Annotated in this window: 22 protein-coding genes and 1 tRNA gene; 13 read left to right on the forward strand and 10 right to left on the reverse strand. The window is 68.5% G+C overall.

What is annotated here, in order from left to right:
- The coding region (locus GSQ87_RS20745) for an FAD-dependent monooxygenase (protein ID WP_158918320.1) at positions 1-720 on the reverse strand (720 nt) is incomplete at its 3' end.
- A 111-nt stretch (positions 721-831) separates the two neighbouring features.
- Between GSQ87_RS20745 and GSQ87_RS20750 the strand changes: the two genes are divergently transcribed.
- Complete coding sequence (locus GSQ87_RS20750) at positions 832-2,001, forward strand: aminotransferase (RefSeq protein ID WP_158918322.1); 1,170 nt, start codon at positions 832-834, stop codon at positions 1,999-2,001.
- Here GSQ87_RS20750 and GSQ87_RS20755 read toward each other — a convergent pair whose 3' ends face one another.
- A complete protein-coding gene (locus GSQ87_RS20755) occupies positions 2,002-3,165 on the reverse strand; it encodes an FUSC family protein (RefSeq protein WP_158918324.1) in 1,164 nt (387 codons plus the stop codon).
- 118 nt (positions 3,166-3,283) lie between these two features.
- Here GSQ87_RS20755 and uvrB point away from each other — a divergent pair, with 118 nt between their 5' ends.
- From uvrB to GSQ87_RS20775, 4 genes are read left to right on the forward strand one after another with little or no spacing between them, the layout of a single operon-like run.
- Positions 3,284-5,617: an excinuclease ABC subunit UvrB gene (uvrB, locus tag GSQ87_RS20760; RefSeq protein WP_158918326.1), complete on the forward strand. Its 2,334-nt coding sequence runs from the start codon at positions 3,284-3,286 to the stop codon at positions 5,615-5,617.
- 53 nt (positions 5,618-5,670) lie between these two features.
- Complete coding sequence (locus GSQ87_RS20765; RefSeq protein ID WP_158918328.1) at positions 5,671-5,946, forward strand: type II toxin-antitoxin system ParD family antitoxin; 276 nt, start codon at positions 5,671-5,673, stop codon at positions 5,944-5,946.
- Entirely contained in the window at positions 5,943-6,296 is a 354-nt protein-coding gene (locus GSQ87_RS20770) for a hypothetical protein (RefSeq protein WP_158918330.1), read from the forward strand. The genes GSQ87_RS20765 and GSQ87_RS20770 overlap by 4 nt, the downstream gene beginning before the upstream one ends.
- A 13-nt stretch (positions 6,297-6,309) precedes the next feature.
- Positions 6,310-6,936, forward strand: a complete 627-nt coding sequence (locus GSQ87_RS20775; RefSeq protein ID WP_158918332.1) for a glutathione S-transferase family protein — start codon at positions 6,310-6,312, stop codon at positions 6,934-6,936.
- A gap of 41 nt (positions 6,937-6,977) precedes the next feature.
- Here GSQ87_RS20775 and accC read toward each other — a convergent pair whose 3' ends face one another.
- Genes accC through aroQ form a run of 3 tightly spaced genes read right to left on the reverse strand, consistent with a single transcriptional unit; the run spans position 6,978 to position 9,287 of the window.
- Positions 6,978-8,321 carry an acetyl-CoA carboxylase biotin carboxylase subunit gene (gene accC / locus GSQ87_RS20780; protein WP_158918334.1) on the reverse strand — a complete coding sequence of 448 codons (1,344 nt, stop codon included), beginning with the start codon at positions 8,319-8,321 and terminating at the stop codon, positions 6,978-6,980.
- 4 nt (positions 8,322-8,325) lie between these two features.
- Positions 8,326-8,832: an acetyl-CoA carboxylase biotin carboxyl carrier protein gene (gene accB, locus GSQ87_RS20785; protein ID WP_158918336.1), complete on the reverse strand. Its 507-nt coding sequence runs from the start codon at positions 8,830-8,832 to the stop codon at positions 8,326-8,328.
- An 8-nt stretch (positions 8,833-8,840) separates the two neighbouring features.
- A complete protein-coding gene (gene aroQ / locus GSQ87_RS20790) occupies positions 8,841-9,287 on the reverse strand; it encodes a type II 3-dehydroquinate dehydratase (RefSeq protein WP_158918338.1) in 447 nt (148 codons plus the stop codon).
- 120 nt (positions 9,288-9,407) lie between these two features.
- Here aroQ and thiS point away from each other — a divergent pair, with 120 nt between their 5' ends.
- The 4 genes from thiS to GSQ87_RS20810 are packed head-to-tail and all read left to right on the forward strand — an operon-like array spanning position 9,408 to position 12,752.
- Positions 9,408-9,608: a sulfur carrier protein ThiS gene (gene thiS, locus GSQ87_RS20795; protein ID WP_158918340.1), complete on the forward strand. Its 201-nt coding sequence runs from the start codon at positions 9,408-9,410 to the stop codon at positions 9,606-9,608.
- Positions 9,608-10,411 carry a thiazole synthase gene (locus tag GSQ87_RS20800; protein ID WP_158918342.1) on the forward strand — a complete coding sequence of 268 codons (804 nt, stop codon included), beginning with the start codon at positions 9,608-9,610 and terminating at the stop codon, positions 10,409-10,411. The genes thiS and GSQ87_RS20800 overlap by 1 nt, the downstream gene beginning before the upstream one ends.
- A 58-nt stretch (positions 10,412-10,469) precedes the next feature.
- Entirely contained in the window at positions 10,470-11,537 is a 1,068-nt protein-coding gene (locus GSQ87_RS20805) for an SDR family oxidoreductase (RefSeq protein ID WP_158918344.1), read from the forward strand.
- Between the two features lie 9 nt (positions 11,538-11,546).
- Positions 11,547-12,752 carry an MFS transporter gene (locus GSQ87_RS20810; protein ID WP_158918346.1) on the forward strand — a complete coding sequence of 402 codons (1,206 nt, stop codon included), beginning with the start codon at positions 11,547-11,549 and terminating at the stop codon, positions 12,750-12,752.
- An 81-nt stretch (positions 12,753-12,833) separates the two neighbouring features.
- Here GSQ87_RS20810 and GSQ87_RS20815 read toward each other — a convergent pair whose 3' ends face one another.
- The gene (locus tag GSQ87_RS20815) at positions 12,834-13,754 is read right to left on the reverse strand and encodes an SDR family oxidoreductase (RefSeq protein WP_158918348.1); all 921 of its coding nucleotides are present in this window, start codon (positions 13,752-13,754) and stop codon (positions 12,834-12,836) included.
- 89 nt (positions 13,755-13,843) lie between these two features.
- Here GSQ87_RS20815 and GSQ87_RS20820 point away from each other — a divergent pair, with 89 nt between their 5' ends.
- The gene (locus tag GSQ87_RS20820; RefSeq protein WP_158918350.1) at positions 13,844-14,509 is read left to right on the forward strand and encodes a TetR/AcrR family transcriptional regulator; all 666 of its coding nucleotides are present in this window, start codon (positions 13,844-13,846) and stop codon (positions 14,507-14,509) included.
- Positions 14,510-14,523: 14 nt separating this feature from the next.
- Positions 14,524-15,288 (forward strand): class II aldolase/adducin family protein, encoded by a 765-nt coding sequence (locus GSQ87_RS20825; RefSeq protein WP_254063185.1) that lies wholly within the window; start codon positions 14,524-14,526, stop codon positions 15,286-15,288.
- Between the two features lie 165 nt (positions 15,289-15,453).
- Here the strand turns inward: GSQ87_RS20825 and GSQ87_RS20830 are convergent, their stop codons facing one another.
- From GSQ87_RS20830 to GSQ87_RS20840, 3 genes are read right to left on the reverse strand one after another with little or no spacing between them, the layout of a single operon-like run.
- On the reverse strand, positions 15,454-16,920 hold the full coding sequence (locus GSQ87_RS20830) for an efflux transporter outer membrane subunit (protein WP_158918352.1): 1,467 nt from the start codon (positions 16,918-16,920) through the stop codon (positions 15,454-15,456).
- Between the two features lie 13 nt (positions 16,921-16,933).
- Positions 16,934-18,514, reverse strand: a complete 1,581-nt coding sequence (locus GSQ87_RS20835) for an MDR family MFS transporter (RefSeq protein WP_158918354.1) — start codon at positions 18,512-18,514, stop codon at positions 16,934-16,936.
- The gene (locus tag GSQ87_RS20840) at positions 18,511-19,635 is read right to left on the reverse strand and encodes an HlyD family secretion protein (RefSeq protein ID WP_158918356.1); all 1,125 of its coding nucleotides are present in this window, start codon (positions 19,633-19,635) and stop codon (positions 18,511-18,513) included. Before GSQ87_RS20840 ends, GSQ87_RS20835 begins: the two co-directional genes overlap by 4 nt.
- Positions 19,636-19,754: 119 nt before the next feature.
- Here GSQ87_RS20840 and GSQ87_RS20845 point away from each other — a divergent pair, with 119 nt between their 5' ends.
- A complete protein-coding gene (locus GSQ87_RS20845) occupies positions 19,755-20,474 on the forward strand; it encodes a CerR family C-terminal domain-containing protein (protein WP_158918358.1) in 720 nt (239 codons plus the stop codon).
- Positions 20,475-20,477: 3 nt separating this feature from the next.
- Here GSQ87_RS20845 and GSQ87_RS20850 read toward each other — a convergent pair.
- Positions 20,478-20,562 (reverse strand) — tRNA-Leu (locus tag GSQ87_RS20850).
- 278 nt (positions 20,563-20,840) lie between these two features.
- Between GSQ87_RS20850 and tig the strand changes: the two genes are divergently transcribed.
- The gene (gene tig, locus GSQ87_RS20855; protein WP_158918360.1) at positions 20,841-22,214 is read left to right on the forward strand and encodes a trigger factor; all 1,374 of its coding nucleotides are present in this window, start codon (positions 20,841-20,843) and stop codon (positions 22,212-22,214) included.
- The last annotated feature ends 111 nt before the right edge of the window (positions 22,215-22,325 follow it).

The following is a 22,325-nucleotide window of genomic DNA, read 5'->3' on the forward strand; positions in this document are numbered from 1 at the left end:
CTCCTGGCTCCAGGCCTGTCCATCCACCACACCGACGAAGTTCACCAGGGCGCCGTCACGCACCAGGTAATGCAGAAAATGCCGGCCGTTCCCGGTCCAGACCTGCGCGCGGGGTGGAATGAGACCGGGTCTCAGACGATCTGCGGAGACCAGTCCCCGCCACGCCACCTGACCGGTGAAGCGCGCGGGGCTCTGGCCGAACATCTGGCTGCGCACCCCCGAGTGCACGCCGTCGCAGCCGATCAGCACGTCGCCTTCCACTTCGCCGCTGGAAAGATCGGCGCTTACGCCAGCGGCGTGCTGTTCGACCGATTGCACGCGTGCGTCGGTTCTGATCTCCACCCCCAAGGCTTGGGCGGCGTTGAGCAGCACGGCCTGCAGGTCGGCGCGATGCACCTGGAGATATGGCGCCCGCCACCGGCGCTCCGCCGCCGCGCCGAGCGGAGTGGTCAGCAACAGGCGGCTATCGGCGCTGTCGCGGATGTCGACCTGTTCCGGCATGAAGCCGATCTCGCGGATTTCACACTCCAGTCCCAGCCCGAACAGACGGCGGGTGGCGTTCGGCGCGAGCTGCAGTCCTGCGCCTACCTCGGCGAAGGCGTCGGCCTGCTCCAGCACCACCGGCCGTGCGCCCCGGCGGGCGAGGGCGATGGCCGCCGTCAGGCCGCCGATCCCTCCGCCGACCAGGAGCACGCGTAGACTTTCGGCGCCTGTGGCCATGAACACTCGCTTGACGGTGGGGGCCTAGATACCGACCCTGACGAACCGCCGGACCATGGCGCCTCCGGGCGGCCGTCGTCGAGGCCATAGCCTTAACCGGATCGCCCGCCCATGACGCTCCACGCCAATCCGCTGTTCGCCGGCCTGCCGACGACGATCTTCGAGCTGATGTCCGGCCTGGCGCGCCAGCATGGCGCAGTGAACCTGGGCCAGGGCTTTCCCGAATCCGAGGGGCCCGACGATGTACGCGCCGCCGCCGCCCAGGCCACGCTCGACGGACCGAACCAGTATCCGCCGATGCTGGGGACGCCTGCGTTACGCCAGGCCTTGGCCGACCATTACGGGCGCGTCCAGGGCCTGACGCTGACGCCGGAGCAGGTGATCGTCACCGCCGGGGCGACCGAGGCCCTGGCCGCCGCCTTCCTGGCGCTGATCTCGCCCGGCGACGAGGTGGTGTTGTTCCAGCCGCTCTACGACAGCTACGAGCCGATGGTGCGACGCGCCGGCGGCGTTCCCCGTTTCGTCACCCTGCAACCTCCGGAATGGCGCATCACCGGGGAAGCTCTGGATCGGGTGTTTAGCCCAAAGACCCGACTGGTGGTGCTCAACACCCCGCACAACCCCGCCGCCGTGGTCTCGTCGAAGGCGGAGCTCGAACTGCTGGCGGACTGCTGCCGCCGGTTCGACTGCATCGCGGTGTGCGACGAGGTCTGGGAGCACGTGGTGTTCGACGGCCGCGTCCACACGCCGCTGATGGCGCTGCCGGGCATGGCGGAGCGGACGGTGAAGATCGGCTCGGCCGGCAAGATCTTCTCGCTGACCGGATGGAAGGTCGGCTGGACCATCTCATCGCCCGAGATCACCGCCGTGCTGGCGCGCGCGCACCAGTTCCTGACCTTCACCGTGGCGCCAAACCTCCAGGCCGCCGTCGCCTACGGCCTGAACCGTCCTGACGGCGCCCTGGACGAGATGCGCCACGACTTCGCCCGGTCGCGCGACCGGCTGGCGAGCGGCCTGAAGGACGCCGGCTTCGTGACGTTGCCGAGCGCTGGGACCTACTTCCTCAACGTCGATCTGCGGGCCTCGGGCGTCACGCTGGACGATCGCAGCTTCTGCCTGCGCGCGGTGGAGGTGGCCGGCGTGGCGGCGATCCCGGTCTCGGCCTTCTACGAGGAGGCGCCTGAGACGGGGCTGGTGCGGCTGTGCTTCGCCAAGCGCGACGAGACCCTGGATCGTGGAGTCGAGCGTCTGGCGCGTGCGCGAAGGCTGATGTCCGCCTGATCAGTCCGGCGCCTGCAGCCTGAGCGTGGTCCGCAAGCGGTTCATCACGCCGACGGGACGTTCCAGCACGCTCTCGTCGATCCGGTCGGCCAGATCGCCGAGGTTTTCGTAGAGGCTTTCCAGGGCGAAGGCGAAGCTGAACACCGCCCCCACCGCGTCGAAGGTCAGGTCCCGCGTCAGCCGCTCGCGGCGTAGGGCGGCGACGGCGTCTTGGAACTCGTCGTGGCTGGCGGCGAACATCGGTGGCTGGACCACGGCGGCCTGCTCGGTGACGGCGGTCATGCAGGCCGCCAGCATCGCCATCTCGGCCTGCAACATCCGCCGGCCCGGCTCGGCGAGTTGGGCCCGGATCGCCGGCGGCCAAGGTGTCCGCAGCGCCCGGCCCATCGCCACCGCCTCGCTGCGGATGCGCCACAGCGTGCGCGGCGTCGCCGGGGACAGGTGATGGTAGCCCAGCCGCGCCGCCCGTTCGCGCTCGGTGTCGGCGACCGCCGCCTCCACCCCGGCGATGCCGGCGCGGATGCGGTCGTGCAGGGCGTGCATCTCTTCGGCCGGTTCGACCTGGGCCGTCGCCAGCCATTCGGCGTAGTGGGCGAGCAGTTCTCCCAGCATCCGCAGCACCTTGGCCGCGCGTTCCGCCACCGCCGTCCGCGAGCGCGCCGGGAACACCAGCAGCGTCGCCGCCACCCCGATGATGCTGCCCAGGCCGATCTCGACCACCCGGTAGGCCGCCGCGTGCAGCGGCCCGAGCCGGCCGGCCGAGGTCAGGAGCATGATGGCCGCCGTCACCGGAGCCACCTTCATGTTCGGTCGCATCATGGCGATGTAGGCGGTCAGCGCGCTGGCGATCACCAAGGCCGCGCCGAGCCCGAACCCCGTCTGGGGACGCAGCCACGCCGCCAGGCCGCCTACCGCTGCGCCCAGCAGCGTGCCGTACATCCGATCGATCGCCGCGCCGACGGTGCCGCCGATGCTGGCCTGCATGATGATCAGGGTGGTGAACACCGCCCAGTAGCCCTGCGGTAGGGCGAACACGGCATAGGCCGCATAGGCGATCAGCACGGCGACCACGACCCGCGCGGTATGGCGCGCCTCGGCCTTGCGGGCCAGGAAGCCGGCGAAGACCCCGGACAGCGGGGAGGGCTTGGTCGAAGCTATGGGCATGTGGATCGAGCATAGTGCGACGCCTCGCCATCCAACAATCCGGCGAATTGAAGCGAATGCGGCCCGAGGGGCGGGCCGGCACTAGCCTCGTGCGCCTTCCCTCCCTACCTTCACGTTCATGCCCCGTTCCGCCAAGCCCGCCGCCTCGCGCTCGAAGCCCGCCCCCGCGCCGCTCGACCCGACGCCGTTCGCGCAATCGGGCGGGGGTGGTGGCGTGGCGGAGGCCTCCGCCAAGTTCGTGTTCGACCATCCGGCGACCGACGTGCCTCCCAGCGTCGCCGTCGCCTGGGCGCCCCATAAGCCGGCGCGTCCGGCCAAGTCCGAAGGTGGTCGCCGGTTCAAGCTGGTCAGCGACTACGAGCCCGCCGGCGACCAGCCGCGCGCCATCGCCGAACTGGTGGACGGGATTAGCGAGCAAGAGCCGGACCAGGTGCTGCTCGGCGTCACCGGCAGCGGCAAGACCTTCACCATGGCCAAGATCATCGAGGCCACCCAGCGTCCCGCCCTGATCCTGGCCCCCAACAAGACCCTGGCCGCCCAGCTTTACGGCGAGTTCAAGTCCTTCTTCCCCGACAACGCGGTGGAGTACTTCGTCTCCTACTACGATTATTATCAACCGGAAGCTTACGTTCCGCGTACCGATACATACATCGAGAAGGACAGCTCGCTGAACGAGCAGATCGACCGGATGCGCCACTCGGCCACCCGTGCGATCCTGGAGCGCGACGACGTGATCGTGGTCGCCTCGGTCTCCTGCATCTACGGTATCGGGTCGGTGGAGACCTACACCGCCATGACCTTCGAGCTGCAGCTCGGCGAGGTGGTGGACGAGAAGCGGCTGATGGCCGACCTGGTGGCGCTGCAGTACAAGCGTAACGACGCTTCGTTCGTGCGCGGGACTTTCCGCCGCCGCGGCGACAGCATCGAGATCTTCCCCGCCCACTACGAGGACCGCGCCTGGCGCATTTCGCTGTTCGGCGAGGAGGTGGAGTCGATCACCGAGTTCGACCCCCTGACCGGCAAGAAGACCGCCGAGCTGCCGTCGATCAAGATCTACGCCAACAGCCACTACGTCACGCCGCGCCGCACCCTGAAGCAGTCGATGGACGGCATCCGGGCCGAGATGGAGGCGCGGGTGAAGTGGTTCACCGAGAACGGCAAGCTGCTGGAGGCCCAGCGGCTGGAACAGCGCACCCGCTTCGACCTGGAGATGATGGAGGCCACCGGCTCCTGCGCCGGGATCGAGAACTATTCCCGCTGGCTGACCGGCCGCCAGCCGGGTGAGCCGCCGCCGACCTTCTTCGAATATCTGCCCCAGGACGCCCTGCTGTTCACCGACGAGAGCCACGTCACCGTGCCCCAGATCGGCGGCATGTACCGGGGCGACTACCGCCGCAAGTTCACCCTGGCCGAGTACGGCTTCCGCCTGCCGTCCTGCATGGACAACCGCCCGCTCAAGTTCGAGGAGTGGGAGGCGATGCGGCCCCAGACCGTCCATGTCTCCGCCACCCCCGGCCCATGGGAGATGGAGAAGACCGGCGGCGTGTTCGTCGAGCAGGTGATCCGCCCCACCGGCCTGATCGACCCTCCGGTCGAGGTGCGGCCGGTGTCCAAGGACGGCTTTTCCCAGGTCGACGACGTCATCGCCGAGGTGAAGGACGTGGCCCGCATCGGCTATCGCTCGCTGGTCACCACCCTGACCAAGAAGATGGCCGAGGACCTGACCGAGTACATGCACGAGCAGGGCGTGCGGGTGCGCTACCTGCATTCCGACGTCGACACGGTGGAGCGGATCGAGATCATCCGCGACCTGCGGCTGGGCGCCTTCGACGTGCTGATCGGCATCAACCTGCTGCGCGAGGGGCTGGACATCCCGGAGTGCGGACTGGTCGCCATCCTGGACGCCGACAAGGAGGGCTTCCTGCGCTCCGAGACCTCGCTGGTGCAGACCATCGGCCGGGCGGCGCGCAACATCGACGGACGGGTGATCCTCTACGCCGACCGCATCACCGGCTCGATGGAGCGGGCCATGGCCGAGACCACGCGCCGCCGCGAACGCCAGACCGCCTTCAACCTCGAGCACGGCATCACGCCCGAGAGCGTCAAGCGCGGCATCGCCGACATCCTCGACAGCCCCTACGAGAAGGCCGACCGCGTCACCATCCCGGCCGGCGTGGCCGAATCCGCGGGCAAACCGTTCCTGGGCTCCAACTTCCAGGTCACGCTGAAGGACCTGGAAACGCGGATGCGCAACGCCGCCGCCAACCTGGAGTTCGAGGAGGCCGCCCGCCTGCGCGACGAGCTGAAACGCCTGAAGATGCTCGACCTGGAATTCGCCAACGAGGTCCTGACGCCTGCGGGCGAAGCGGTGGACCGGAACGCGCCCAAGCAACTGCGGGCCGAGGCGCGGGCGGAGGCGGCGGAGCAGTTCCGGAAGGGGCGGCGGAAGTAGGGTGGAACTTCGAGGTGGTTGGCAAAGATTGCCAATGGATCTAGGGTTGGCCCATGGCGACGCGCAATGTGAACCTTACCGAAGGGCTCGACCATTTCGTCGAGGAGCGGGTCGCTTCGGGCGACTTCCAGAACGCCAGCGAGGTCGTGCGCGCCGGATTGCGTCTGCTCAAGACCCGCACAGACACCGACGCCGCGCGCCTCGCCCGGTTGCGCGCTGCCGTCCAGGTCGGGCTGGACCAGCTGGAGCGCGGGGAAGGGATCGAGGTCGAGGATATCGGCGCGTGGCTGGATGAACTTCAGGCGGAGGTCGAGGCAGAATTCCAGTGAGGCGACTGGTCATTGCGCCGGCCGCTCGCCTGGACGCCGCTGCAGCGCTGAGGGAAAGCCGCCGTTCCTTCGGACCGATCGTTCGTGGCCGCTACGGCAGCCTGATCTTGGCCGCCTACGAAGACATCAGAGCCGATCCGACGCGGCCAGGTGTCCAAACGGTCGAGATCGATGGCCTGGAGCTGAATCTTTATCATCTTCGTCACAGCCGCCTGCGGCCTGCTGCACAAGACCGTATCTCGCGGCCACGCCACCTCGCCATTTTCACCTTCGATCTTGAACGCGTGCGAGTTATTCGCCTGCTTCATGACAGCATGGACGTCGGCCGTCATATCTCGCCGAACGTCTGAGAGGGCCAAGTCCATGAAGCTCTACTGGGCCCCCCGCACCTGCGCCATCGGCATCCACGTGCTGCTGGAGGAGATCGGCGCGCCTTACACGCTCGAACAGGTGGACATGCGCGATGAGGCGAACCTGCGCGGCGGGTTTCCGCAGGTGAACCCCAAGGGCAAGGTGCCGGCCCTGGTGCGCGACGACAGGAGCGTGCTGACCGAATACGCCGCCATCGCCCTGTGGCTCGCCCGGACCTATCCCGAGGCGGGGCTGTGGCCGGACGACGCCGAGGCGCAGGCGCGGGTGCTGGAGGCGACCGACTATCTGGTCGGCACGGTGCACGCCCAGGGCTTCACCCGCTTCTTCCGCCCGGCCCGCTTCGATCCCGCCGCCGCCCACGACGAGACGGCCAAGGCGGCGGCCCAGGCGCGCGGGCGCGAGATCGCCGGCAAGGGGCTGGCCCTGCTGGGCGAGGCGCTGGGCGAGCGGCCCTATCTGGCGGGCGAGCTGTTCACCATCGCCGACAGCGCCCTGTTCTACGCCGAGCGCTGGATCGCGGTGGCCGAGGTCGCGGCGCCGGCCAACATCCTGGCTCACTTCGAGCGGGTGAAGGCGCGCCCGGCGGTGCGGCGGACGCTGGAGATGTGGGGCGAATAGAACTCATTCTCCCCCGCTGCGCAGGGGAGCATGAAGCCGCCTCAGCCCTGTTTGGCCATCCACTGTTCGAGCCAGTGGATGTGGTAGTCGCCGGCGGCGATGTCCTTCTCCAGCAGCAGGTCCTGGAACAGAGGGATGGTGGTCTCCACCCCGCCGACCACCATCTCGCCCAGCGAGCGGTTCATCCGGGCGATGGCTTCCTCGCGGTCGCGGCCGTGCACGATCAGCTTGCCGATCAGGCTGTCGTAGTAGGGCGGGATCGAATAGCCGGCGTACATCGCCGAATCCAGCCGCACGCCCAGCCCGCCCGGCGCATGGAAGTCGGTGACCTTGCCCGGCGAGGGGATGAAGGTGCGGGGGTTCTCCGCATTGATGCGGCACTCGATGGAGTGGCCCTCAAACAGGATGTCTTCCTGGCGGAACGACAGGGGCAGGCCGGCGGCGATGCGGATCTGCTCGCGCACCAGGTCGATGCCGGTGATGGCCTCGGTGACCGGGTGCTCGACCTGCAGGCGGGTGTTCATCTCGATGAAGAAGAACTCGCCGTCCTCGTACAGGAACTCGATGGTGCCGACGCCCAGATAGCCGATCCGACGCACCGCATCGACGACGACGGCCCCGATCTTGGCGCGGGTGGCGGCGTCGATGGCGGGCGAGGGGGCTTCCTCCAGCACCTTCTGGTGGCGGCGCTGCAGCGAGCAGTCGCGTTCGCCCAGGTGGCAGACATTGCCGTGGCTGTCGGCGATCACCTGCAGCTCGATATGGCGCGGCTTCTGGAGGTAGCGCTCCATGTAGACGGTGCCGTCGCCGAAGGCGGCGGCCGCCTCGGCTTGGGCGGTGGCGACCGCCTCGGCCAGGCTGTCCAGGTCCTTGGCCACCTTCATGCCCCGCCCGCCGCCGCCGGCGGCGGCCTTGATCAGGACGGGAAAGCCGATCTGCTCGGCCGCCGCGACCGCTTCCTCGACGGTGGAAACGCCGCCCTCGGAGCCCGGCACCACGGGGATGCCGGCTTCCTTGACCGTCTTCTTGGCGCTGATCTTGTCGCCCATGACCCGGATATGCTCGGGCTTGGGGCCGATGAAGGTGAAGCCGTGGGCCTCGACGATCTCGGCGAAGCGGGCGTTCTCCGACAGGAAGCCGTAGCCGGGGTGCACGGCCTGGGCGCCGGTGATCTCGCAGGCGGCGATGATGGAGGGGATGTTCAGATAGCTGCGCGCGGCCGGGGCCGGGCCGATGCAGACGCTCTCGTCGGCCAGGCGCACGTGCATGGCGCTGCGGTCGGCCTCGGAATGGACCGCCACGGTGGCGATGCCCATCTCCTTGCAGGCGCGGTGGATGCGAAGCGCGATCTCGCCCCGGTTGGCGATCAGGATCTTCTCGAACATCGGGCTATTCGATGACGATCAGGGGTTCGCCGAACTCCACCGGCTGGCCGTCCTCGATCAACACCCGGAGCACGACGCCGGCGCGCGGCGCGGGGACCGGGTTCATGGTCTTCATGGCTTCGATGATCAGCAGGGTCTGGCCCGCGTTCACCTTGTCGCCAACCTGGACGAAGGCCTTCGCGCCGGGCTGGGGCTGCAGGTAGACAGTGCCGACCATAGGCGACTTCACCTGATCGCCGCGCAGGGTCTCGCCCATGGGCTCGGGCGCGGCGGCGGCTGTCGCCACGGGCGCGGCCGGGGCGGCGATGGGCGTGGGCGCCGTGGTGTAGACCTGGGTCGGGGCGGCGACGGGGGCCAGGCGGGCGACGCGGATCTTCAGATCGCCCCGCTCCACCTCGATCTCGCTGAGATCGGTGTCCTTCAGGATGTCGGCCAGGCGACGGACCAGGCGGGTGTCGATGGGATCGCCGGCCGCTTTCGGCTTGTCGGCGGGAGGAGTGTCGGAGGCCATGTGGATTCCTATGCTTGGGCCGTGACGAGGCGGACGGCGGCGTCGACGGCGAGCTCATAGCCCGCTGCCCCGAAGCCCGTGATCATGCCTGTGGCGACCCTGGAAACGTAACTGTGACGGCGAAAGTCGTCCCGCGCGGCGGGATTGGACAGGTGAAGCTCGATCACCGGCAGCTCGGCGGCCTTCAGTGCGTCGAGCAGGGCGATGGAGGTGTGGCCATAGGCGGCCGGGTTGATGACGATGACCGAGGCATCGGCGCGGGCCTCGTGAATCCAGTCCACGAGTTGGCCCTCGTGGTTGGACTGGCGGAACACCACCGTCGTCCCGTGCGTGGCCGCACGGGCCTCGCACATGGCTTTGACCTGGTCCAGGGTGGTGGTCCCATAGATATGGGGCTCGCGGACGCCCAGCAGGTTCAGGCTGGGGCCGTTGAGCACGTAGATGGGCTTTGACATCCGTCTCGCCGAACGACTCGAAGCGGGGACTTGTATAGGCCGGCGCCTGCGGTCACAAGCACGGCGCTGGTATAGGAGGTCGCGGCCATCGGGTCCGCGACCCGCGAGGCCGATATCGTCATGAAGCTGGTGATCAATGGAGAGGCCCGCGACCTGGAGCGGGCGTCGACCGTGGCGGCCCTCGTCGGCGAACTCGGACTGGACGGGCGCAAGGTCGCAGTCGAGCGCAACCTGGAAATCGTGCCTCGCTCGCAATATCTGGCCACTGTGCTCTGCGACGGCGACCGCATCGAGATCGTCCATTTTATCGGAGGCGGCTGATGAACGCGCCTGTCACGACCCTGGCGACTGAGTCCGAGGACGTCTGGACGGTGGCGGGACGCACCTTCCGCTCGCGCCTGATCATCGGCACCGGCAAGTACAGGGACTACGCGGTGAACGCCGCCGCCGCCGAGGCCGCGGGCGCCGAGATCGTCACCGTGGCTGTGCGCCGGGTGAACCTGTCCGATCCGTCCCAGCCCATGCTGGTCGACTATGTGAAGCCCGACCGCTTCACCTACCTGCCCAACACCGCCGGCTGCTTCACCGGCGAGGATGCGGTGCGCACGCTGCGGCTGGCGCGCGAGGCCGGCGGCTGGGACTTGGTCAAGCTGGAGGTGCTGAGCGACCCCAAGCACCTGTATCCCGATATGGAAGAGACCCTGCGGGCGCTGAAGATGCTGGTCGCCGAGGGCTTCCAGGTGATGGTCTACTGCTCCGACGACCCGGTCTATTGCCGTAAGCTGGAGGAGGCCGGCGCCGCCGCCATCATGCCGCTGGGCGCGCCGATCGGCTCGGGCCTGGGCATTCAGAACCGGGTCAACATCCGCCTGATCGTCGAGCAGACCAAGGTGCCGGTGGTCGTCGACGCCGGTGTGGGCACGGCTTCGGACGCCGCCATCGCCATGGAACTGGGCTGTGCGGGCGTGCTGATGAACAGCGCTATCGCCGAGGCCAAGGACCCCGTGCTGATGGGCCGGGCGATGAAGCATGCGGTGCTCGCCGGCCGTGACGCCTATCTGGCGGGGCGCATGCCGAAGAAGCGCTACGCCGATCCGTCCTCGCCGCTGGCGGGGCTGATCTAGCCGACCGGACTTTCCACCCTATCTGTTGCCAGAGTTCCGTTCCCCAAAAGGCTTACCCATGCAGCGCACGGCCCTGGTCGTCGGCTCGACCGGCATCGTCGGCTCCAATCTGGCGCGGCGGCTGCTGGAGCAGGGCTGGAAGGTGCATGGCCTGGCGCGCCGTCCGCAGACCGACCTGCCGGGGCTACAGCCTCTCGCCGCCGATCTGACCGATGCCGAAGGCGTCAAGGCGCCGCTGACGGGGCTCGACCCGACCCATGTCTTCTTCGCCACCTGGTTGCGCCAGCCCACCGAGGCGGAGAACTGTCGGGTGAACGGGGCGATGGTGCGCAACCTGCTCCAGGCCCTGCCGCGGGGCGGTGCGCTGGAGCACGTGGCGCTGGTCACGGGGTTGAAGCACTACCTCGGGCCGTTCGAATCCTACGGCAAGGGCAAGGACCTGATCACGCCGTTCCGCGAGAGCATGCCGCGCCTGCCGATCGACAACTTCTACTACGCCCAGGAGGACGAGGTGTTCGCGGCCTCGGCCGAGCGCGGCTTTTCCTGGAGCATCCACCGGCCGCACACCATCATCGGCTTCGCGCTCGGCAACGCCATGAACATGGGCGTGACCCTGGCGGTCTACGCCTCGATCTGCCGCGAGACCGGCCGGCCGTTCGTCTTCCCGGGCTCGGCGGTGCAGTGGAACGGCCTGACCGACATGACCGACGCCCGCCTGCTGGCCCGCCAGCTGGAGTGGGCGGCGACCAGCCCCAATGCGCGCAACCAGGCCTTCAACATCGTCGACGGCGACGTCTTCCGCTGGAAGTGGATGTGGAGCGAACTGGCCCGCTATTTCGGCTTGGAGCCGGCGGACTTCCCGGCCGAGCCCGCCCCGCTGGAGACCCAGATGGCCGGCGACGCCGCCGTCTGGGCCGACATCGCCGCCAAGCATGGCCTGGTCGAGCCGGATATCTCGCGCCTGGTCTCGGCCTGGCACACCGACGCCGACCTCGGCCGGCCGCTGGAGGTGGTCACCGACATGAGCAAAAGCCGCGAGGCCGGCTTCCTCGACCACCAGGCCACCGACAAGGCCTTCTTCGAGCTGTTCGACGCGCTGAAGGCGGCGCGGGTGATCCCGGCCTAGGCGATACGCATGTCCACTGTTCCCCAGCCGCTGTCCCGTGGCCTGATCGTCTTCATGGCGCTGGCCTGCGGGCTGTCGGTCGCCAACCTCTATTACGGCCAGCCGCTGGCGGGGCCGATCAGCCAGGCGCTGGGCATGAGCAAGGCCGCCACCGGGCTGGTCGTGACCCTGACCCAGGCTGGATACGGGCTCGGCCTCGCCTTCGTGGTGCCGCTGGGCGATCTGGTGGAGAACCGCCGGTTGATCGTAGTGACCGCGCTATGCGGAGCGGTGGCGCTGGGACTGGCGGCGATCTCGCCCTCGGCCGGGCTGTTCCTGGCGGCCTCGCTGCTGGTGGGGTTGGGGTCGGTGGCGGCGCAGATGCTGGTGCCGGTCGCCGCCCATTTCGCCCCGCCCGAGGCGCGCGGGCGGGTGGTGGGCGACGTGATGAGCGGCCTGATCGCCGGCATCCTGTTGTCGCGCCCCGCCTCCAGCCTGATCGCGGATCATTTCGGCTGGCGGGCGGTGTTCTTCGCCTCGGCGGTGGTGATGCTGATCCTGTCGGCGGCGATCGCGCGCATCCTGCCCAAGCGCCAGCCGGAAAGCGACCATACCTATCCTCAGCTGATCGCCTCGATGGGCGCGCTGCTGGTGGAGACGCCGATCCTGCGCCGGCGGGCCTTCTACCAGGGCTGCATGTTCGGGGCCTTCAGCCTGTTCTGGACCACCGCGCCGCTGCTGCTCTCAGGCCCGGTCTACCGGTTGAGCCAGACCCAAATCGCCCTGTTCGCCCTGGCCGGCGCGACAGGCGCGCTGATCGCGCCGGTGGCGGGGCGGATGGCCGACCGGGGCTGGACCCGGCCGGCGACCGGAGCGGCCTTTGTGGCGGCGGCCCTGTGCTTCGTGCTGTGCTGGTTCGGGCGCGGCGGCGGACTTGGGCTGTGGGCCCTGGTGGGCGCGGGCCTGTTGCTGGACCTCGGTGTGCAGACCTGCCAGGTGCTGGGCCAGCGCGAGATCTACAGCCTCGCCGCCCACGCCCGAAGCCGTCTGAACGGCTTGTACGTGGCGCTGTTCTTCATCGGCGGGGCGATCGGGTCCGGGGTGGGCGGCGCCGTCTACGCCTGGGCCGGTTGGGCTGGCGCGGTCGCGCTGGGCCTGGTGTTCTGCGCCCTGGCGTTCGGCATGTATGCGACCGAGTTCATGGGGGCTCGGAGGATGGCGACCGAGGCGGTTTGAGCACGACGCCATCCCCCATCATCCGCTCGTTCCCGCGAAGGCGGGGATGAACGGTTGAAATGGAACGGTGGAGAGAAACGCCTACACGCCCCCGAACGTCGTCCCCGTCAGTTTCTCCGACACCTCCCAAAGGCGCGCAGCGACCTTCGGGTCCTTCGCCTGGGGCATGATCTTGGCGGGCTTGGGCGGGCCCTTCATCTCGTAGAATCCGCCCGGACCGTAATAACCGCCCTTGACGGCGGCGGGCGAGGTGGCCGCGAACAGGGTCGGCAAGGCGCCCTCGGCGGCCGACTGGCTGAGCGGCCGAAGCAGGGCGCCGAGCATGACCAGGGGGCTATTGGGGCCTGGGCCGTTGGCCATCAGGTCGGTGCGCGCATAGCCTGGATGGGCGGCGTTGCTCATCAGTCCCCATCCCTGGGCGTCGCTGCGGCGCTGGAGTTCCAGCGCGAACATCAGCATGGCTAGCTTGGATTGTTGGTAGGTCCGCCAGGGGCTGAAACGTCGCTCCGCCTGCAGGTCGTCGAACTGGATGGTCCCGCTGCGGTGGGCGAGGCTGCTGAGGTTGACCACGCGCGGATCGCGACCCTTGCGCAGCAGCGGCAGCAGATGTGCGGTCAGGGCGAAGTGACCGAGATAGTTGACGCCGAACTGAAGCTCGAACCCGTCCGAGGTGGTTTCGCGCTTGGGCGGCGTCATCACGCCGGCGTTGTTGATCAGGACATCGAGGCTGTCGCGCCGCCCTAGCATGCGCTCACCGAACGCCTTGACCGACGCCAGGCTGGCCAGGTCCAGCGGCTCGAACCGGATATCCGCCGCTGGGACCAGCGCCTCGATCCGGGCCAGCGAGGCGGCGCCCTTCTTGGGATTGCGTCCCGCCAGGATCACCTCGCCCCCAGCCCTCGCCAGGGCCAGCGCCGTCTCATAGCCCAGCCCCCCGGTTCCGGTCACGACGGCCGAGCGGCCTCGCTGGGAGGGAATGTCGGAAAAGGTCCAGTCGGCCATCGCGCGCGCCTATCGTCGTGAGAGTGGCGGAAGTTATATGCACTTAGTGCAATATTGCAAGGCGTGTCGTTGTTTGCCATGCTGACGGGGTGACGACCGTTCAGACCGATGAAACTGGAGCGCCCGAAGGCCTACGCGCCCGCAAGCGGCGGGAAACGCGCCACCGCATCGCCGAGGCCGGGTTGAGCCTGTTCCTCGCGCATGGCTTCGAGGCCGTCACCCTGGATGCGATCGCGGCGGCGGCCGACATCTCGCGGCGGACCTTCTTCCACTATTTCGACTCCAAGGAAGACATCCTGCTGGCGTGGGAGAGCGAGGCTGAGACCGCCTTCTTTGTCGCGATTGCGGATGAGCCGGAGGGCCGCACGCCGCTCGAGACCGTGCGGGACGGCCTGTCCAAGGTGGTCTGCCGATACGAGACCGATCAGGCCATGGGTATCGACCGGCTGCTGCGCTCCACCGAGGGGCTCCGCGCCCGCAAGCAGGGCAATTACGAGCGCAAGGAACAGGCGCTGTTCGCCCACTTGATCGCGCGTTGGCCCAACCCCGAGCGCCGCCGCGACCTTCGGCTCACCGCCATGCTCGCCATCGGCGCGCTGCGGCTTGCAGCCGAGGAATGGAGTGCGGACGGCGGCCAGCGTCCCCTGATCGCCTACCTGAACGAGACCTTCGCCGGGCTGGGCTCAGGCCCGCACGCAGGATTCGGCGTGAACAAACCCGAAGACGGGATTACACCTGGGGGAAACAAGACATAACGGGAGGAGAGGTCATGCTGCAGGCGGTCGCTCACGAACAGATGTCCACCGAGGAATGGCGAACGCGGGTCGATCTCGCCGCCGCCTTCCGCCTGGTCGCCCTGTACGGGTGGGACGATCTGATCTTCACCCATCTGTCGGCGCGGGTTCCGGGTCCCGAGCACCATTTCCTGATCAACCCCTACCAGTTGATGTTCGAGGAGATCACCGCCTCGTCGCTGGTGAAGATCGACGTGGAGGGCCAGCCGGTCGGCGAGACGCCCTACATGGTCAACGCCGCGGGCTTCACCATCCACTCCGCCATCCACATGGCGCGCGAGGACGCCCAGGCGGTGGTCCACCTGCACACCCCCTTCGGCCAGGCGGTCTCGGCCATGAGCGAGGGGCTGCTGCCGATGACCCAGACCGCGATGGCCACGCGCCACGACCTGGCCTTCCACGAGTACGAGGGCATCGCCACCGACCTGGCGGAGCGCGAGCGGCTGGTGGCGGACCTGGGGTCCAAGAACGCCATGCTGCTGCGCAACCACGGCACTCTGACGGTCGGCGCGTCGATCCCGGCGGCCTTCGTGCGCATGTACTTCCTGGAGCGCGCCTGCCAGGCCCAGGTGCACATGCTCTCGGCCGGCCGTGAGAACCTGCACAACCCGCCCCAGGGCGTGGCCGAGAAGGTCGCAGAGCAGACCTCGGGCGGCGGCATGCGCAAGCTGTCGGAGGCGCTGGCGTGGCCGGCCCTGCTGCGCAAGCTGGACCGGATCGACCCGAGCTTCAGGAATTAGCGAAACCCCTCTCCCTGGCGGGAGAGGGAGGGGCCCGGCATAGCCCGGAGGGTGAGGGGTCGACGGACGCTAGCCGCATATCACAGCAAGACCCCTCAACCTTCCCGCCTGTCTATCGACACGCGGGCCCCTTCCTTCTCCGGCAAGGGGAGAAGGATCGCGCGCCTATCCCTTAGCGACCGGCGCGCTCCACCCCAGTCCCAGGCTCTTCTGCAGCGAGACGTAGTCCGCCACCAGCTGCGCACGGGCGGCGGCGAGGTTCTGCTCGGCCGAGAGGCGGTTGCGTTCGGTGTCGAGCTGGTCGATCAGGCTGGCCGTCCCGGCCTGGTAGCGCTGCAGGGTCAGGACGGCCGAACGGTCCGCCGAGGCCTTCACCCGTTCCAGGCTGACCACGTTGTCGCGCTGGCGGCCGAAGCGGGACAACGAGGTCTCCGCGTCCTGCAGCGCCGAAAGCACCGCGCCCTGGAATTTCGCCGCCGCCTCGTCGCGGCCAGCCTCGGCCTGGGCGATCTTGGCGCGGGTGCGGCCGAAGTCGAGGATGTTCCACTGCAGCACCGGGGCGACCACCGGGGTGAAGCTGCCGCCGTCGAACAGGTGGCCGATGTCGGTGGAGCCCCAGCCGATATCGCCCAGCAGATTGATCTTGGGGAACAGGTTGGCCACCTGCTCGCCGATCTGGGCGTTGGAGGCCGCGAGCGCGCGCTCCGCCTGGCGGATGTCGGGCCGGCGGCGGATCAGGGCGCCGGGATCGCCCACCGCGACCATGGCCGGAAGTTCCGGGATCGGTTGGGCGGCGCTCAGTTCCTGATCCAGGGCGCCGGGTTCGCGGCCGGTCAGCACGGCGAGCTGGTCCAGGCTGGCCTCGATCTGGGCCTTGAGCGGGATCAGCGTCCCACGGGTGGTCTCGACCTGGGTGCGCAGGCGCTCGATCTCGGCGTCGGAGACCACGCCGCGCCGGCGACGCTCCTCGGTCAGGGTGAGTTCGCGGCTTTCCAGCTCGGCGGACTGGTCCGACAGGTCCAGCCGTCGCTGCTGGTCGCGCAGGCCGACATAGGCCTGGGCCACCTCGGCGGCGAGGGAGACGTGCAGGTCTTCCAGTTCCGCTTGCGACATCTGCGTCTGCGCCCGGGCCGCCTGGATCGCCCGGCGCGTCCCGCCGAACAGGTCCAGTTCCCAGGTGGCGTCGAAGCCGGCGTCATAGAAGTTCAGGTCGCCGCCTGAACCCAGCGTCTGGCCAGCCGTCGCGCTGTTGTTTCCGCCCAGGCCGGTGTCTGGGATGTGGGTCCGCAGATAGATCGCCGTGCCCGACGCGGTGGGCAGTTCGTTGCGCTTCTGCTGGCTGAGCACGGAGCGGGCCTGGCGCAGGCGAGCCTGGGCGGCGTGGACGTCGGGGCTGTCGGCCAGGGCAGCGTCGATCAGGCGGTCGAGTTCGGGATCGTCCAGCGCCTCCCACCAGCGGGCGGCGGGCGGTGCGGTGTCGGCCTTCGCCACAGGGGCGCGATGGAAGGCCTGGGCCTGTTCCGCGACCGGCGCGGCATGCGGCGGCCCCTGATAGTTCGGTCCGACCACGCAGGCGCCGAGCGACAGCGTGGCGGCGGTGGCGAGCAGGGAAAGGGCGATGTGGCGGGTCATGGTCAGCCTTGCCTCAATGCATCGCGGTGGGGCCGCCCCGGCGTGGGGTGCGCAGCAGGAAGACCAGCGAAATGCTCGCCAGCAGGGCGACGCCGAGCATCCAGAAACATTCCGAATAGGTGATCACCAGGGCCTGCAGATCGATCTGAGCGGCGAGCTGCTTGAGCGCCTGCATCCGGCCGTAGGCGAGGTCGCCGCCGCCGCTGGCCGCGAAGTTGGCCGCGCTGCCGGCGATGCGCGACTGGGCCAGCAGCGAATTGCCGGTGACCGCCTCGCGGATCATGTCGCCGTGCGCCTCCACCCGGCGATCGATGAACAGGCCGAGCAGGGCCAGGCCGATCGAGCCGCCGAGGTTGCGCGCCATGTTGTACAGGCCGGCCGCGTCGCCCGCGTCCTCCCGCGCCACCGCCCCGACCGAGGCCTGGTTCAGCGGCATCATCGCCATGATCTGGCCCACCCCCCGCAGCAGCTGGGAGGCGATGAAATCGCCGCCGGCGCTTTCGGCCGTCAGGTGGGTGTCGAGGAAGGCGCTCCAGGCCAGGCAGATCAGGCCTCCCGTGATCATCATCTTCATGTTCACCCGCCCCAGCAGTTGGGGCAGGATCGGCATCATCATGAAGGCCGGCACGCCGGAGATCAGCAGGATCTGGCCAGCCTGGAAGGCGTTGTAGCCCGCCACGTTGCTGAGGAACTGCGGCAGGATGTAGAGCACGCCGTAGAGCACCGAGCCCACCACCAGCACGATCAGGATCACGCTGGCGTAACTGCGGTTGAGCAGCAGGCGGAGCTTGATCACCGGCTCCTTGGCGAACATCTGCGAGAGCAGCAGCACCACGAAGCCGACGCCCGAGACGATCGACAGGCCGGTGATCAGCGAGGACTCGAACCATCGCTCCCGCTGGCCTTCCTCCAGCACCGTGGTCAGGCAGCTCAGCCCCGCCGTCATGCCGAAGATGCCGAACCAGTCCGCGCGCCTCAGCAGCCCGAAGTTCGATTTCGTGTGCGGCAGCCCCAGCAACAGCAGCGAGGCGAGGGCGAAATAGACCGGCACGTTGAGGAAGAAGCACCAGCTCCAGCTGATGTTCTCGGTCAGCCAGCCGCCCACCACCGGACCCACCAGCGGCCCCAGCAGCACGATCAGACCGAACATGGTCATGCCGATCGGCATCTGGCGCCGGGGCAGGCGGGTGGCGACGATGGTCTGCGCGGTGGGGATCAGCGCGCCGCCGGTGAAGCCCTGGCCGATCCGCCCGATGATCATCTCCGGCAGGCTGTGGGCCAGGCCGCACTGGATCGAGAACAGGGTGAACAGGGTGGCGCAGGACAGCAGGAAGGTCCGCAACCCGAACACCCGCGTCAGCCAGGCGGTGAGCGGGATCATCACCACCTCGGCGATCAGGTAGCCGGTGGCGATCCAGGTGCCCTCGGTGCCGCTGGCGCCGATCTCGCCCTGGATCTGGGGCAGGGCGGAATTGGTGATCGAGATGTCCAGCGAGGCCATCAGGGCGCCGAGCGACCCGGCGCCCACTGCGATCCAGTCGGCGAGCGAGGCGTTGGGCTCATGCGCCGGCTGGCGCGCGGCGGCCTCGCTCACTGGAGGTGCTCGCGGCGCATCTCGTCGCGACCGCTGCGGGTGTCCACGATCACCGTCGCGGACAGGCCTGGGATCAGCACCTTGCGGACCTCGGGGCCGGCGTCGATCTGGATGCGCACGGGCGCGCGCTGCACGATCTTGGTGAAATTGCCGGTGGCGTTCTCGGGCGGCAGCAGGGCGAACTGGGCGCCGGTGCCGGGCGAGAAGCTCTCCACCCGTCCGTGCAGCTTGGCGTGGGGCAGGGCGTCGATGCGGATTTCGACCGGCTGGCCGGCCCGCATCAGCCCGACCTGGGTCTCCTTGAAGTTGGCGGTCAGATAGACCTGCCGCACCGGCACGATCGACATCATCCGCGTGCCGGGCTGGACGTACTGGCCGACGCGCACGGTCTTGTCCCCGACGCTACCGGCGATGCTGCTCCGGATCAGGGTGTCGCCGAGGTCCAGTTCGGCCTGATGCGCGCTGGCCTGGGCCGCTTCGAGTTGGGCCTTCGCCTGTTCCAGGCCGGCCTGCAGGGTGGCGATCTGACGTTGAGAAGAGTCCAGGGCGGCCGTGTTGGTCTTCAGGGTGGCCTCGGCCTGGTCCTGGGTGTTGCGGAGCTGGGCGAGCCGCTCGGTGGTGTCGGCCCCGCTCGCGGCCAGGGGCTGGTAGCGGGCGACCTGCTGTCCGGCGAAGGCCAGGGCCACGCGGGCGCCGCCGAGCTGGGCCTGCGCCTGGGCGATGGCGGCCTGCTGCTGGTTCGCCTCGGCTTCGGCGCGCACGATGTCGGCTTTTCGCGCATCCACCGTGGCGCGGGCCTGGCTGAGGGTCGCGAGATAGGACCGCTCGTCCACCTTGACCAGCGGCTGGCCGGCCCAGACCGCCTGGTTGTCGACCACATAGACGGCGTCGACATAGCCGCTGACCTTGGGGGCCACGATCACCTGGTCGGCATGCAGGTAGGCGTCGTTGGTGGTCTGGAAGAAGCGACCATTGGTCCACCAGCCGAAGGCCCAGAACACCACCAGCACGACCACCACCAGCGCCGCCAATAGAAGCACCACCCGTGTGACGGGATTCCTGAACGGCGAGGGGCGCGCGCCGTTCGTCTTCCCGCTCGTGTCGGGGGTGTCCGCAGCCATGGCGGCCTCTCAATGGGAATGTATGCCGAGTGGAATATGTATTTCGCTTGGCACAAGTGTGTCAACTGGCATAAATTGTGACGCAAGTGTCGAATTAAGCCCGGTCGGGAGTTGGAGTGATGGCCTTATCCTACGTCCGCCGCCGTCCCACGGCCGGCGGATACGCCCGCGGCGAGGAGACCCGCCTGCGGATCATCGAGTCCGCCGTGGAGCTGTTCGGGGTCCAGGGGTTCGAGCGGACGTCTACGCGTGAGATCGCGGCCCTGGCCGGCGTGAACCCACCCGCGCTCCAATATTATTTCGACAGCAAGGAAGGCCTGTACGTGGCCTGCGCCGAGCACATCACCGCGCGCGCCTGGTCGATATTGGAGCCGGCCGTCCGCGACGTGCAGCGCCGCCTGGCGGGGGAGATCGACCTGGAGGGGCTGATCGACTGCGTCTGCACCATCCAGGCGTGCGCGGCCGAATTCCTGCTGCGCTCGGCCGAGGTTCGCAGCTGGTCGCTGTTCATCGGGCGCGAGGAGGGGGCGTGCGGCGCCGGGCTGGCCGGCCAGGTGCTCGAGAAGGGCATGCACAACGAGATCTACGCCACCATCGCCGACGCGATCGGGCGGATCATCGGCAAGCCGGCGGACGATCCCGAGACCCGGGTGCGGATGGTGGCCCTGAACGGCCAGGTCTCGATCTTCCAAGCCTCGCGCGACAAGGCGCTTCGCGCGCTCGGCTGGCAGGATATGGACGCCGAGGGCGTGGCCCTGATCAAGCGCGTGGCCCGCAGCCAGACCGAAGCCGCGCTCCGCGCCGCCGCATCGCCGGCCTTTGGCGCTAAAACCAAATAATCTTGGTGCGGACGAGAGGACTCGAACCTCCACGCCTTGCGGCGCTGGAACCTAAATCCAGTGCGTCTACCAGTTCCGCCACATCCGCATCGCCGCATCGATAAGGGAAGCGCGCCGGAATTGGGAGAGGGAATTGCATCCTTCGCCCAGGCGCTTTTCGATCCTGGCGCGTTCCTGCAGACGATCTAGAGGCGAAACCCGCGCCGCCTGCGCTCTTGACGCCGTTCTTGCGCCTTTGACGGGCGGGCGGGCGTGCCGTAAACGTCGCGGCTTCGCCGTCCAGGCCAGAGCGCTTTGGGCGGCGCACACATTTAAGGGACCCGCGAGGCGCCAGGCGTCGCCCGCGGGCGATGGCGGAAGACCACGATGGCGATTCAGATCACCCAGAAGTCCGGCGAGGGCCTCAGCCGCGTCTATGGCGTCACGGTTCCGATCAAGGACCTGCTCGACAAGCTCGAGGCCAAGATCGTCGAGATCCGCCCGCAGATGAACATCAAGGGCTTCCGTCCCGGCAAGGTGCCGGCGGCCCACGTCAAGCGCATGTACGGCAAGTCGCTGATGAGCGAGATCGTCCAGCAGACGCTGAACGACGGCCAGCAGCAGGCCCTGGACGAGGCCAAGGTGCGCGTCGCCACCTCGCCCGACTTGCAGCTTGCTGGCGACATCGAGCAGGTGCTGGACGGCAAGGCCGACCTGACCTTCGACCTGGCCGTGCAGGTGATGCCGGAATTCGATCCGGTGGACATCGCCACCCTGGAACTGAAGCGCCCGGTCCACGAAGTCGGCGACGATGAAGTGGACGAACAGCTCAAGACCATCGCCGAACAGAACCGCACCTACGAGAAGAAGGCCGGCGGCAAGAAGGCCAAGGCCGACGACGGCGACATGGTGGTCGCCGACTTCATCGGTCGCATCGACGGCGAGGCCTTCGAGGGCGGTTCGGCCGAGGCGGCCGAGATCGTCATCGGCTCGGGCCGTTTCATCCCCGGCTTCGAAGAGCAGCTCAAGGGCGCCAAGCCGGACGCCACCGTCACGGTGAAGGTCAACTTCCCTGAGGACTATGGCTCGAGCGAACTGGCCGGCAAGGCCGCTGAGTTCGAAGTGACGGTCAAGGAACTGCGCGCGCCCAAGGACGAGACCGCCATCGACGAGGAATTCGCCAAGCGGATCGGCTTCGATACGGTCGAGGCGCTGAAGGAAGCGATCCGCAACCAGATCGGCCAGCAGTATCAGGTCGCCAGCCGCTTCAAGGCCAAGCGCGCCCTGCTGGACGTGCTGGACGAGAAGCACGATTTCGAACTGCCCCCCGGCATGGTCGAGAGCGAGTTCGGCGCGATCTGGGGCCAGGTCGAGCAGGAACGCGCCGCCGGCGAGCTGTCCGATGAGGACAAGGACAAGACCGAGGAGCAGCTTCGCTCCGAGTACCGCAAGATCGCCGAGCGCCGGGTGCGCCTGGGCTTGGTGCTGGCCGAGATCGGCCAGCGCAACAACGTCCAGGTCTCCGAGCAGGAGATGCAGCAGGCCCTGATCAACGAGGTCCGCCGCTATCCGCGCGAGCACCAGCAGCAGGCGTTCGAGTTCTTCCGCGCCAATCCCCAGGCTTCCGCTCAGTTGCGCGCGCCGATCTACGAGGAGAAGGTCGTGGACCTGATCCTGGAGAAGGCCAAGGTCGAGGACGTTCCGGTGTCCAAGGAAGAGCTGTTCAAGGAAGACGAACTGCCCGAGGGCTACGGGGAGTAATATTTTCTCCCTCTCCCATTCGAGGGAGAGGGATCGTGGAGCCGCCTTGCAAGCGGCGCCGCGCCACGCGATATCTGGAGCGACAGCGCGCGGTCGTCCGGCCGCTGACGC

The sequence above is a fragment of the Caulobacter sp. S45 genome (assembly GCF_009765965.1).
Lineage (GTDB): Bacteria > Pseudomonadota > Alphaproteobacteria > Caulobacterales > Caulobacteraceae > CAHJWH01.